The organism is Azospirillum picis (assembly GCF_017876115.1).
Taxonomy (GTDB): Bacteria; Pseudomonadota; Alphaproteobacteria; order Azospirillales; family Azospirillaceae; genus Azospirillum; species Azospirillum picis.
Map to the genome: position 1 here is coordinate 421,979 of NZ_JAGINO010000002.1, position 12,277 is coordinate 434,255.

The 12,277-nt window shown below is 68.4% G+C and carries 9 protein-coding genes; 7 read left to right on the forward strand and 2 right to left on the reverse strand.

Features of this window, described 5'->3' with window-relative positions; all coding sequences use genetic code 11:
- Positions 1 to 66 precede the first annotated feature (66 nt).
- Positions 67 to 1,779 carry a methyl-accepting chemotaxis protein gene (locus J2850_RS04455; protein WP_209979146.1) on the forward strand — a complete coding sequence of 571 codons (1,713 nt, stop codon included), beginning with the start codon at positions 67 to 69 and terminating at the stop codon, positions 1,777 to 1,779.
- 120 nt (positions 1,780 to 1,899) lie between these two features.
- Here the strand turns inward: J2850_RS04455 and J2850_RS04460 are convergent, their stop codons facing one another.
- A complete protein-coding gene (locus tag J2850_RS04460; protein WP_209979148.1) occupies positions 1,900 to 2,577 on the reverse strand; it encodes an endonuclease/exonuclease/phosphatase family protein in 678 nt (225 codons plus the stop codon).
- Positions 2,578 to 2,754: 177 nt separating this feature from the next.
- Between J2850_RS04460 and J2850_RS04465 the strand changes: the two genes are divergently transcribed.
- Complete coding sequence (locus tag J2850_RS04465) at positions 2,755 to 3,441, forward strand: orotate phosphoribosyltransferase (RefSeq protein WP_209979150.1); 687 nt, start codon at positions 2,755 to 2,757, stop codon at positions 3,439 to 3,441.
- A 63-nt stretch (positions 3,442 to 3,504) separates the two neighbouring features.
- Here J2850_RS04465 and J2850_RS04470 read toward each other — a convergent pair whose 3' ends face one another.
- Positions 3,505 to 4,350: a hypothetical protein gene (locus J2850_RS04470; RefSeq protein WP_209979152.1), complete on the reverse strand. Its 846-nt coding sequence runs from the start codon at positions 4,348 to 4,350 to the stop codon at positions 3,505 to 3,507.
- 690 nt (positions 4,351 to 5,040) lie between these two features.
- On the opposite strand from J2850_RS04470, the gene ileS reads away from it, so the two are divergent.
- From ileS to J2850_RS04495, 5 genes are all read left to right on the forward strand, one after another.
- The gene (gene ileS / locus J2850_RS04475; protein ID WP_209979154.1) at positions 5,041 to 7,884 is read left to right on the forward strand and encodes an isoleucine--tRNA ligase; all 2,844 of its coding nucleotides are present in this window, start codon (positions 5,041 to 5,043) and stop codon (positions 7,882 to 7,884) included.
- Between the two features lie 148 nt (positions 7,885 to 8,032).
- Entirely contained in the window at positions 8,033 to 8,536 is a 504-nt protein-coding gene (gene lspA, locus J2850_RS04480; protein WP_209979156.1) for a signal peptidase II, read from the forward strand.
- Positions 8,537 to 8,705: 169 nt separating this feature from the next.
- On the forward strand, positions 8,706 to 9,260 hold the full coding sequence (locus J2850_RS04485) for a DUF3035 domain-containing protein (protein WP_211113761.1): 555 nt from the start codon (positions 8,706 to 8,708) through the stop codon (positions 9,258 to 9,260).
- Between the two features lie 102 nt (positions 9,261 to 9,362).
- On the forward strand, positions 9,363 to 10,796 hold the full coding sequence (locus tag J2850_RS04490; protein WP_246512794.1) for a M16 family metallopeptidase: 1,434 nt from the start codon (positions 9,363 to 9,365) through the stop codon (positions 10,794 to 10,796).
- Positions 10,797 to 10,798: 2 nt separating this feature from the next.
- The gene (locus J2850_RS04495; RefSeq protein ID WP_209979160.1) at positions 10,799 to 12,169 is read left to right on the forward strand and encodes a M16 family metallopeptidase; all 1,371 of its coding nucleotides are present in this window, start codon (positions 10,799 to 10,801) and stop codon (positions 12,167 to 12,169) included.
- The last annotated feature ends 108 nt before the right edge of the window (positions 12,170 to 12,277 follow it).

A 12,277-nucleotide genomic window follows, 5' to 3' on the forward strand; every position in this document is an offset into this window, starting at 1 on the left:
CGTTAGCAATTGTGGGGTAGACTTTTACCGTTAGCCGGCAGGGCTAACTTTCACAGGGTGGCCCATATGCTTCTGTCCCGGCACGCGACGATACGCACGCGATTGTTTCTCGGTTATGGCGCGGTGCTTCTGCTTCTTGTCAGCCTGACGGTCATCGGCGTGCGCGAGGTGCACAAGATCGATTCCGACCTGAACCGCATCAACGACGTGAACAGCGTCAAGCAGCGCTACGCCATCAATTTCCGCGGCAGCGTCCACGACCGCGCCATCGCGTTGCGCGACGTGGTGCTGGCTTCGGATGCCGCCGTCCTTTCGGCCACGCTGACCGACATCGACCGGCTGGCCGCCTTCTACGACGAGGCCGCCCGCCCCCTCGACGCGATGTTCGCCAGCATGACCGACATCGAGCCGGAGGAGCGCTCCCTGCTGGCCGGCATCAAGGAGATCGAGGCGAAGTCCCTGCCGGCAGCCAAGGCGGTGATCGCCGCGCGCAAGGCCGAGGACATGGCCGGCGCCCAGCGGGCGCTGATGCAGGACGTCCGTCCGGCCTTCACGGAATGGCTGAAGCGGATCAACGCCTTCATCGACCTGCAGGAACGCAAGAACCAGCAGATCGCCGCGCGGGCGCGGATGGTCGCGAGCGGCTTCCAGACGCTGATGCTGTCGCTGTGCGCCGTCGCCGCCGTGCTCGCCGCCGGTTTCGGCCTGTGGACCGTGGGGGCGTTGCGGCCGCTGCGCCGGCTGACCGACGCCATGCTGACGCTGGCCCGCGGCGACCTGTCGGTCGCCGTGCCGCCGTCGGACAGCCGGGACGAGATCGGCCAGATCACCGGCGCCGTCGAGGTCTTCAAGGCCAACGCCATCGAGGCCGACGGCCTGCGCCACCGCCAGGCCGAGGCCGAGCATGCCGCCGAGGAGCGCAAGCGCGCCGAGATGGCGGCGCTCGCCGACCGCTTCGAGAGCGAGGTGAAGGGCGTGGTGGAAAGCGTATCGGCCTCCTCCACCGAGGTGCGGGCGCTGGCCCAGACGCTGGCCACCACCGCCGATCATACCGAGACGCAGGCCACCACCGTCGCCGCGGCGTCGGAACAGGCGTCCGTCAACGTCCAGACCGTCGCCGCGGCGGCCGAGGAGCTGGCCGCCTCGATCGCCGAGATCGGCCGCCAGATCGGCGAGAGCACGCAGAAGGCCAAGCAGGCCGCCCAGCAGGCCGACGGGACCAACCGCATCGTCGACGGCCTGTCGTCGAAGGCGAACCAGATCGGCGACGTGGTGAACCTCATCAACTCCATCGCCGGCCAGACCAACCTGCTGGCGCTGAACGCCACCATTGAGGCCGCCCGCGCCGGCGAGGCCGGCAAGGGCTTCGCCGTCGTCGCCAGCGAGGTCAAGAGCCTCGCCAACCAGACCGCCAAGGCGACCGGCGACATCTCGCAGCAGATCGCCGAGATCCAGACGGCGACCGCCGACGCGGTGCAGGCGATCCAGAGCATCGCCGCCACCATCGGCGAGGTGAACGCCATCGTCGGCACCATCGCCCAGGCGGTCGACGGCCAGAACGCCGCGACCATGGAGATCGCCCGCAACGTCCAGCAGGCGGCGGCCGGCACCAACGAGGTGTCTGCGTCGATCGGCGGCGTGCTGCAGGCGGCATCGGAAACCGGCGGCGGCGCGTCGAGGCTGCTCGCCTCGTCCGGCGAACTGTCGACGCAGGCCGGCCTGCTGCGCTCGCAGGTCGACCGCTTCCTCGGCAGCGTGCGCAGCGGCACCGGCCGCTGACTGGAGGCGGGAGGGAGGCCGGGCCGGCCGGCGGCGGCGCCCTGGGAGGCTCGTCCCGCCCCAACCGTGATCGGCCCGTTCGTGACCGTTTCGCTCGTGACTGGCCCGGCAGCGGGCCGGTCACTGCACCTCGAAGCAGCGGCTGTAATGGTCGGAGACGAAGGCCGGCATCGAGCTGCCGCCGGCATAGGCCGTCACCGCCACCTTGTTGCCGATGGCGAAATCCAGGGTGTTGCCGTTCTGGTGCGTTCGTCCAGCCGTCCAGGTCGGTGCATAGCCGCGCCACTGCATGTCGGCCGGGGAACAGTTGTAGTCGCCGGCACAGACGTATTTCTCCTTCGAGATCACCGAAAGAAGGCTGGCGGCGACGCCGGACGCCGACTTGTGGTTCCCCGACGGCGCGTGGATGCTGTAGGCCCAGATGCCGTCGTTCGTCTTGATGCCGATCAGCGGGCGCAGGCCGTCGCTGTGGTGGGAGACCACGCCGTACCGGCCGGAGTAATTGGTCGCAATCACCGCCATGCTGCACCGGTCGTGCTTGGCCTTGGTGTTCGCGGTCGAATCGTACCAGATGATGTGCGCCCATTTCGGCCACCGGCTGCTGCCGAAATTCCGCTCGCCCTCCATCAGCGTCACGCCGCCGCAGTTGGTCGGCTTGAGACCCCAGTCAGGATAGCCGCCGGTTTCCTGCAGCAGCAGGATGTCGATGCCGTTGTGCAGGGCGGTCAGGACGTCCGACGCGTTGGATGTCTCCTCGTTGCTGCCCGCCCCCTGCATGTTCCAGGTCAGGATCTTCATGCGCCCACCTCCGTCGATTGAAGGACCCCGACAGACTGCCAGCATTGCGGACGGGAGAAAATCCCCCGCCGCGCTGCGCACCGTCGCGGCCCCACTCCTGCCGCCGTTGCGAATCCGCGGTCGCGCCGCTACACAAGGGCAACGCGCGAGCTTTCCCGTTTTCCGGAGCCTTCCGTCATGTCCACCCTGCCCGACCAGGCCACCATCGCCGCCACCGCGGCCAAGATCCTGCTGGAGATCAAGGCGCTGCACTTCAACGCCGAGACGCCCTTCATCTTCACCTCCGGCTGGGCGAGCCCGGTCTACACCGACTGCCGCCGCATCGTCTCCTTCCCGCGGGCGCGCAAGGCGCTGATGGACTTCGCGGTCGCCACCATCGAGCGCGAGATCGGCTACGAGGCCATCGACGCGGTGGCGGGCGGCGAGACGGCCGGCATCCCCTTCGCGGCGTGGATCGCCGACCGGCTGGAACTGCCGATGCAGTATGTGCGCAAGAAGCCCAAGGGCTTCGGCCGCAACGCCCAGATCGAAGGGCTGCTGACCGAGGGCCAGCGGGTCCTGCTGGTCGAGGACCTGGCGACCGACGGCAAGAGCAAGGAGAACTTCGTCACCGCGCTGCGCAACGGCGGCGCCCAGGTGACCGACACCTTCGTGATCTTCCACTACGGCATCTTCCCGCAGTCACAGGTCAACATGGACGCCATCGGCGTGCGCCTGCACGCGCTGTGCACCTGGTGGGACGTGCTGAAGGTCGCGCGCGACAACCGCTATTTCGACGAGAACACCCTGTCCGAGGTCGAGAAGTTCCTGCACGACCCGGTGGGCTGGTCGGCCGCGCATGGCGGCAAGACGAGCATGAGCTGAAGGCTTGCGGGGCAGGGAAAGCTGCCGCCCTTCCTGTCCCGCCATGCCGCCCGGCCGCCGGCGTCAGCCCGGGAGATAGTTCCCGATCATTTTCAAGAGGTCGAGCGCAGAGCTGTCGACCCGGTCGTTCATCCCCACCGAGCGGATCGACGCCGCGACCGTGGCCTTCCCATCCTTGCCGCCATCGGTGATCGCGAACAGACTGGCGCCGTCACCCGCGCCCAGGTCGGTCAGTCCGGCGAGCACCCCGTTCTTGATGCTGTTCGATGTGCCCGCCGTTGCCGGATCGCCATTCGTCAGGGCAACCAGGGTTTGCTTGTCCGCCGGAACCTTTGCCTGACGGTCGAAGGCGAGGTCCATGCGCTTGCCGAAATCGGGGTCGCCGGCCGCGGTGACGCTCAGGCTGAGAAGGCCGGTCCGGGATTGGGCGTCCGCTTCCGAGTCATCCTTCAGCAGGCCGCTTTCCTTCAGGATTTCCGGAATTTCCGGCTTCTCCAGCCCGTTCTCTTTGGCGAGATTGTCCAGCATGGCGTTGCCGGCGCCACTGGTCATGATGCTGACATTGTCGCCCAACCCGAACTTGTCGCGCGCCAGCGCGCTGAGCTTTTCCATGTAGCGGCTGGCTTCCTCGCCATGGCGCTGCATCGCCGGGATGATCTTGTCCATGTCCTTGACGGCGGCGGCGAGCTCGGGGCTTGCCGTCGCCCCCATGCTGAAGGCCTTCGCGCTGAGATCGACGCTCAGGGCGCGGCTCGCCTGTTCGGAGAGGAACACCGTATCCACCGGCCCCATTGCGCGACCACCGCCGCTCTTGACTGAAGGAGAGGCCGGGGAAGCCCCACCCGTCTGCCGAATAACCGCCGACCCCTGGATGTCGTAGGCCTTCCCTCCCGTTTTTGAAACATCCATTTGTCTGCGCTCCATTTTCTGGAAACCTCATCGCATTTTCTCATGGCTCCATGAAAATTTCAAATGTCCACCAGAGATTTATCTGCACCAGAAAATATACCCTATTATGCTGATCCTTGAACCCATGATACTTTGGTTTCTAATTATTCATTTCGTAAGCAGTATTTTTGCTGGGTTCCTCATCTTCAATAACGATGATTCGCTGTCGCAAAACAACTCGGCCCAGGTGCCGGCATCCGGGCCTTACGTTGGCGATTGGAGGGTGCCCGCTCTTGGCAGCAACGACACGGTCATTGGGTACACTGGAAACGATACGTTCCACGGTGGGTATCGGGACGACCGGCTGAACGGCCTCCAAGGCAACGGCGTCCTCTACGGGCAGGGTGGTCGGCGTCGGCCTGACAACCAGCCCGCACTGTTCCCGCAAAGGGGATCACGCAGAAGCTCCTTCCCCTTCTTTTCGGGCGTCATGGTACCCGCGCGCCGTAGCGCGACGGCGCGCCGCCGTCCTTGACCGCACCGCACACGCCGCTAATATCCGGCGCGATGGACGTCTCGCTGCGGATCCTTGCGCTTAGCGCGCGAATTACCGGCCCGGCTCTCTGAGGAGGGCCGGGATCGAGACCTTCTGTGCTTCGGGCGGCCCCCTTTCCGCCGCCCGACGGTAATGCTTTCCCTCAGGGATCCGACATGACCCGCGATTACAAATCGACCGTCTTCCTGCCCCGCACCGACTTCCCCATGCGCGGCGGCCTGCCGACCAAGGAGCCTGAGCTGCTGAAGCGCTGGGCCGAGATGGACCTGTTCGGCAAGCTGCGCGCCGGTGCCAAGGGCCGCAAGAAGTTCGTGCTGCACGACGGCCCGCCCTATGCCAACGGCAACATCCACATCGGCCACGCCGTCAACAAGATCCTGAAGGACGTGATCGTCCGCTTCCGCCAGATGCAGGGCTTCGACGCCGACTATGTCCCCGGTTGGGACTGCCACGGCCTGCCCATCGAATGGAAGATCGAGGAGAAGTACCGCAAGGCCGGCAAGAACAAGGATGACGTGCCGATCATCCAGTTCCGCGCCGAATGCCGCGAGTTCGCCGAGGAGTGGGTCGGCATCCAGGCCGCCGAGTTCCGCCGGCTGGGCGTGGAGGGCGACTGGAAGCGCCCCTACGCCACGATGACCTTCCCGGCCGAGGCGCAGATCGCCCGCGAAATCCACAAGTTCGCGATGAACGGCGGCCTCTACAAGGGCGCCAAGCCGGTGATGTGGTCGGTGGTGGAGAAGACCGCGCTCGCCGACGCCGAGGTCGAGTACCACGACCACACCTCGACCACCGTCTTCGCCCGCTTCCCGGTCTGGGGGGCGTCGGCGCCGGAGGTGGACGAGGCCAGCATCGTCATCTGGACGACCACGCCCTGGACGCTGCCGGCCAACCGCGCCATCGCCTATGGCGAGGAGATCGAGTACGCGACCTTCAAGGTGACCGCCGTCGCTGAAGGCAGCAAGGCCGTGGCCGGCGAGCGCCTGGTGCTCGCCACCGCGCTGGCCGAGCAGGTGCTGAAGGAGGCCGGCGTCACCGAGTGGAAGCAGCTCCACCGCTTCCCCGGCTCGCGCCTGGCCGGCACCCACTGCCGCCACCCGCTGAACGGCAAGGGCTACGACTTCAAGGTGCCGCTGCTGGCCGGCGACTTCGTCACCACCGACGCCGGTTCGGGGTTCGTCCACATCGCCCCCGGCCATGGCGAGGACGACTTCCGCCTCGGCCAGGCCAACGGCATCGAGGTGCCGCAGTCGGTCGGCGAGGACGGCCGCTACTACGCCCATGTGCCGCTGTTCGCCGGGCTGGCGGTCTACACCGACCAGGGCAAGCCGGGTCCGGCCAACAAGGCCGTGCTCGCCGCCTTCGAGGAGGCTGGTGCCGTGCTGGCGACCGCCTCGATCCGCCACAGCTACCCGCATAGCTGGCGGTCGAAGGCACCGCTGATCTTCCGCACCACGCCGCAGTGGTTCATCTCGATGGAGACGAACGACCTGCGCAAGGTGGCACTGCAGGCGATCGCCGACACCCGCTGGGTGCCCGAGCAGGGCGAGAACCGCATCCGCTCGATGATCGAGAGCCGTCCCGACTGGTGCATCAGCCGCCAGCGCGCCTGGGGCGTGCCGATCGCGCTGTTCGTCCGCAAGTCGACCGGCGAGATCCTGCGCGACGAGGCGGTGTTCGCCCGCATCGCCGACATCTTCCAGCAGGAGGGTGCCGACGCCTGGTTCGCCCGCGATCCCCAGGACTTCCTCGGCAATGGTTATGCCGCCGAGGAGTTCGAGCAGGTCAAGGACATCGTCGACGTCTGGTTCGAGTCCGGCTCCTCGCACGCCTTCGTGCTGGAGCAGCGGCTGGAGGAGCTGGCCTGGCCGGCCGACCTCTATCTGGAAGGCTCCGACCAGCATCGCGGCTGGTTCCATTCCTCGCTGCTGGAGAGCTGCGGCACCCGCGGCCGCGCGCCCTACAACGCGGTGCTGACCCACGGCTTCGTGCTCGACGAGCAGGGCCGCAAGATGTCGAAGTCGCTGGGCAACACCGTCGGCCCGCAGGAGATCTGCGACCAGTACGGCGCCGACATCCTGCGGCTGTGGATCATCAACTCCGACTATTCGGAGGATCTCCGCATCGGCAAGGAGATCATCAAGACCCAGGCCGACCTCTACCGCCGCCTGCGCAACACGCTGCGCTACCTGCTGGGCGCGCTCGCCGACTACAGCCCGGCCGAGCGGATCGCGGCGGCGGAGATGCCGGAGCTGGAGCGCTGGGTCCTGCACCGGCTGGCCGAGCTGGACGCCACGGTCCGCGAGAAGGTCGAGGCCTACGACTTCCATGCCCTGTTCGTGGCCCTGCACAACTTCTGTGCGGTGGAACTGTCGGCCTTCTACTTTGACGTCCGCAAGGACAGCCTCTACTGCGACCCGGTCGATTCGGTGCGCCGCCGCTCGGTCCGCACGGTGATGGAGCACCTGTTGTCGGCGCTGACCGCCTGGCTCGCCCCGATCCTCTGCTTCACCGCGGAGGAGGCGTGGCTGGCCCGCCCGGATGGCCTGAAGGACGGCGAGGGCTGGACCGAGGAAAGCGTGCACCTGCGCGGCTTCCCCGAGATCCCGGCCGGCTGGCGCGACGACGCGCTGGCCGCCAAGTGGGAGGCGGTGCGCAACGTCCGCCGCGTCGTCACCGGCGCGCTGGAACTGGAGCGGGCCAACAAGACCATCGGCTCGTCGCTGCAGGCCGATCCGACCGTCTATGTCGACGCCGCGACCAGGGCGCTGCTGGCCGACGTCGACTTCCAGGACGTCTGCATCACCTCGGCCATCGAGGTGACGGAGGGGACGGCGCCCGAGGGGGCCTTCACCCTGCCCGACGTCGCCGGCATCGCGGTCGCCCCGGCGCTGGCCGAGGGCGGGAAGTGCGAGCGCTGCTGGAAGGTCCTGGAGGAGGTCGGCAGCGTCCACGACCACCCGACTCTCTGCGTCCGCTGCTCCGACGCGGTGGCGTGAGGCGGTTCGCCGCAACCGCGGCCCTATTCCCTCTCCCCCCCGGGGAGAGGGTTAGGGTGAGGGGGATCCGGCCGCCGGACGCCCCTCGCCGCGCATCCCCCTCACCCCGACCCTCTCCCCGGGGGGGAGAGGGAGGACACATGGCCACATGAACGCCTTCGTCTCCGACCAACGCCGATCGTTCACGCTGCTCGGGCTGATCGTCGCGGCCGCCGTGGTGCTGCTCGACCAGCTCAGCAAATGGTGGATCCTCGAGCAGGTGATGCAGCCGGTGCCGCACGTCATCGAGGTGACCTCCTTCTTCAACCTCGTGCTGGTGTGGAACTACGGCGTCAGCTTCGGCACCTTCGCCAGCGGCGGCGCGCTGATGCCCTATGTGCTGAGCGCCATCGCCGCGGTCATCGCCGTCTGCCTGGTGTTCTGGCTGCGCCAGGCGGAGCGCCTGCTGGTCGGGCTGGCCATCGGCCTGATCATCGGCGGGGCCGTCGGCAACGTCGTCGACCGGCTGCGCTTCGGCGCGGTGGTCGACTTCCTCGACTTCCATGCCGGCGGCTGGCACTTCTGGGCCTTCAACGTCGCCGACAGCGGAATCAGCGTTGGCGTGCTGCTGCTGCTGCTCGACGGGCTGTTCGCCGGCCGCGAAAAGTCGTAAGAGTTCCGTCGCCGGCGGGGTTATAACCGCCGGCGAGCGCCTGCGACGCGGCCCATCCCGCGGGTCGGGCGCCCGCAGACCCGGTGACCAACGACGTGACTGACGACGGGATTCTCCGAACGTGACCAGCATATCCTCCGCCCCCTCCTCCACCCGGAATCGGCTTCCGTTGGCCCGGCTTCCGCTCATCGGGTTGGCGCTTGCGGCGTTGGCGCTCGCCGGCTGCTCCGACGTCCGCCGGTCGATCGGTCTCGACCGCCAGAGTCCCGACGAGTTCTCCGTCGTCTCCCGCGCCCCGCTGACCCTGCCGCCCAGCATGCAGGACCTGCCGAAGCCGCGCCCCGGCGCCCTGCGCCCGCAGGACAGCACGCCGACCAATGTCGCCGCCGGCGCCCTGTTCGGTGGCGGCGGGCGCAGCGCGGCGGCGGCCGGAGCCACGACCGGCGAGAAGTCGCTGATCGCCCAGGCCGGTTCGCGCGACGGCATCGACCCCGGCATCCGCGCCAAGGTCGACCAGGAGACCACCCAGCTCATCGTCGCCGACAAGAGCTGGATCGATTCGCTGCTGTTCTGGCAGACCCAGGAGCAGCCCTTCTCCATCGTCGACCCGGCCAAGGAGCAGCAGCGCCTGCGCGAGGCCCAGGCCCAGGGCAAGCCGGTCACCGGCGCCACCACCCCGACGATCGAGCGCAAGCGCAAGGCGCCGCTGGAAGGCCTGTTCTAAGGCCAGCCTTGTCCTGCGCGGACCGTCACACCAGTTTCCGGGGGCGCCCTTCCATGCGGACGGGCGCCCTTTCGATTCGGCCCTCCTAGTTCGGGAGCCCCCATGCCCGCCCGGTCACCATCCTCTCCACACCTGCGCCGCGCCGCCTCGGCCGGCCTGCTCGCCCTGGCGCTCACCGCCGCGGCCCCGCTGATCCAGTCCCCGCCGGTCGCGGGGCTGGCGCTGCCCATCGGCGCCAAGCCGGCCCAGGCCGCCGAAAAGGGCGTGTTCTTCCCCGAACGCTTCACCCTGTCCAACGGGATGCAGGTGGTGGTGATCCCCAACCACCGGGTCCCGGTCGTCACGCACATGGTGTGGTACAAGGTCGGTGCCGCCGACGAGCAGCGCGGCCAGTCCGGCATCGCACATTTCCTCGAACACCTGATGTTCAAGGGAACCGACGTGATCGCCCCCGGCGAGTTCAGCAGGATCATCGCCAAGAACGGCGGGCGCGACAACGCCTTCACCTCCTACGACTACACCGCCTATTACCAGAACGTCGCCCGCGACCGGCTGGAAATGGTGATGCGGATGGAGGCCGACCGCATGGCCAACCTGAAGCTGACCGACGCGGTGGTCTATCCGGAGCGCGACGTCATCATCGAGGAGCGGCGCCAGCGCATCGAGAACGAGCCGGCCGACCGCATCGGCGAGCAGATCAACGCCACCCTGTTCTTCCACCATCCCTACGGCACCCCGGTGATCGGCTGGCCGCAGGAGATGGCGACCCTGACCCGCGAGGAGGCCGAGGGCTTCTACAAGACCTGGTACACGCCCAACAACGCCGTGCTGGTGGTGTCGGGCGACGTCACCGCGGCCGAGTTGAGGCCGCTGGCCGAACGCTATTACGGCGCCATCCCCGCCCGTCCGGTGCCCGAGCGCAAGCGGGTGGAGGAGCCGCCGATCACCTCGTCGCGGCAGGTGGTGCTGCGCGACGCGGAGGTGCGGCAGCCGTCGGTGCGGCGGACCTGGGTCGCCCCCTCCTACCGCCTCGACCCCGACCACCAGGCCTATGCGCTGCAGGTGCTGGCCGAGATCATGAGCGGCGGCACCACCTCGCGCCTCTACCGCAGCCTGGTGGTCGACCAGAAGCTGGCGACCTCGGCCTGGCTCGGCTACGGCCCGACCGCCTACGACATGGCGACGCTCAGCGTCGGCGCCAGCCCGGCCGCCGGCGTCGAGATGGACAAGCTGGAGGCCGCCCTGTGGGCGGAGGTCGACACGCTGCTGAAGGGCGGCGTGACGGAGGAGGAGGTCGCCACCGCCCGCAAGCGCATGCTCGCCGCCGCCGCCTATGCCCGCGACAGCCTGACCGGCCCGGCCCAGACGCTCGGCGCGGCACTCGCCACCGGGCAGACCATCGACGAGGTCGAGAACTGGCCGGTCAACATCGATGCCGTCACCGCCGACCAGGTCAACGCCGCCGCCCGTGCCGTGCTGAGCAACACCAACCACGTCACCGGCCTGCTGCTGCCGCTGAGCGGAAAGGACAGTTGAGGATGAGCGCCCGTCACACTTCCCTGCGCACCGGCCCCTGGCGCACCGGCATCGCGGCGTTCTTCCTGACGGTGGTCGCCGTGGTCGCCCCCTCCCACGCCATGGACATCAAGCGCGTGGTCAGCCCCGGCGGCATCGAGGCATGGCTGGTCGAGGACCACAAGGTGCCGGTGCTTGCCCTGGAATGGAGCTTCGAGGGCGCCGGCGGCACCGACCCCCAGGGCAAGGAGGGACTGGCAAACCTGGTCTCCACCATGCTCGACGAGGGGGCTGGACCGTTCGATTCCCAGGCGTTCCAGGCGCGGCTGCAGGACAGCGCCATCTCGCTCGGCTTCGACGCCGGCCGCGACGGCTTCAGCGGATCGCTGCGCACCCTGACCGAGCACCGCGACGAGGCGCTGGAGCTGACCCGGCTGGCCCTGGCCGAACCGCATTTCGCGCAAGAGTCGCTCGACCGGATGCGCGCGTCGATCACGTCCAGCCTGCGGCGCGACCTCGCCGACCCGAACTACGTCTCGCGCCGGCAGTTCTACGCCACCGCCTTTCCCGGCCATCCCTACGGCGACGAGATCCGCGGCACGCTGGAGAGCCTGCCCCGCATCGTGCCCGACGACCTGCGCGGCTTCGTGAAGCGGCAGTTCGGCCGCGAGCGGCTGGTGGTGGCCGCCGCCGGCGACATTTCCCCGGATGATCTGGGCAAGGCGCTGGACACGGTGTTCGGCGGCCTGCCGGCCAAGGTGGAGGTGCCGCAGGTTCCCGACGCCACGATGGCGGGGCTGGGGCAGACCATCCTGATCCAGCGCCCGACCGCGCAGACCGTCATGCTGATGGGCCAGCCGGGGGTGAAGCGCGACGATCCCGACTGGTACACCGCCACGGTGATGAACTACGTGCTCGGCGGCGGCGGCTTCGGCTCGCGGCTGATGGAGGAGGTGCGCGAGAAGCGCGGCCTCAGCTACGGGGTCTACAGCTACCTGATCCCGATGGACCATTCGGCGATGGTGCTGGCCGGCGGTTCCACCGTCAACGCCAAGGCCGGCCAGGCGCTGGACATCATGCGCCAGGAATGGGCGCGCATGGCCAGCGACGGCGTGAGCGAGCAGGAACTGGCCGACGCCAAGACCTACCTGACCGGCTCCTTCCCGCTTCAGCTCGGCTCGACCTCGGCGATCGCCCGCGTCCTGCTGCAGGTGAAGCGCGACAATCTGGGGATCGACTACCTGAACCAGCGCGACCGCTACATCAACGCGGTGACGCAGGCCGACGTGAAGCGCGTCGCCCAGCGGCTGCTCGACCCGGCCAAGCTGCTGACCGTGCTGGTCGGCAAGCCCGCCGGCGTCACTCCCACGCAGACCATCGACGGCGGGAGCTGACGATCCCTCCAGCCTGCTTTCCCCCTCCCCATCCCTCCCCCGCTTCGCGGGAGAGGGGGCGGGAGCCTTGTCGGGGTTCGGCGGCAGTCCCCTCTCCCACCGGAGGTG